Origin of the sequence: Burkholderia sp. BCC1640 (genome assembly GCF_902833125.1) — a bacterium.
GTDB classification, from domain to species: domain Bacteria; phylum Pseudomonadota; class Gammaproteobacteria; order Burkholderiales; family Burkholderiaceae; genus Burkholderia; species Burkholderia diffusa.
Map to the genome: position 1 here is coordinate 1 of NZ_CADFEF010000171.1, position 449 is coordinate 449.

A 449-nucleotide genomic window follows, 5' to 3' on the forward strand; every position below is an offset into this window, starting at 1 on the left:
GGTCACCGCCTGCCTGATGTCCACCGTCGCCACGTACACCGGGCGGCGCGCCTCCGGCATCTGCTCGATCGCGGCACGCCAGTGGCGGAAGCTCATCATCTCGTTGCAGCCGAAATTGTCGACCAGGCTCTCGTAGACCTTCCAGCTCACGCCGGCCTGCTGCAGCCGGTCGGCATAGGTGGTCCAGGTCCAGCCCGAGGTGGACGGGCCGATGTCGTTGCCGCCGTTGAACTCGTTGTTGAGCGCGGCCACGCGCACCGGGTTGTTATCGGCCGGGCTCAGGCCGTTCGGGCCGTTGGTGCCGCTCCAGTAGAACAGGCGGTTGGCGATGGTGCCGGTGTGCATGCCGCAGTGATACGCATCGCAGATCGTGAAGGCATCGGCCAGCGCGCGATGGAAGGGTACCTCGGCGGCTTCGTAGTAGCCGAGCGAGAGCGGCGTCTTCGCGC

At 67.0% G+C, this 449-nt stretch carries 1 protein-coding gene; it reads right to left on the reverse strand.

Features of this window, described 5'->3' with window-relative positions; all coding sequences use genetic code 11:
- The coding region (locus HWX25_RS33055; protein ID WP_279610160.1) for an alkaline phosphatase family protein at positions 1-449 on the reverse strand (449 nt) is incomplete at both ends.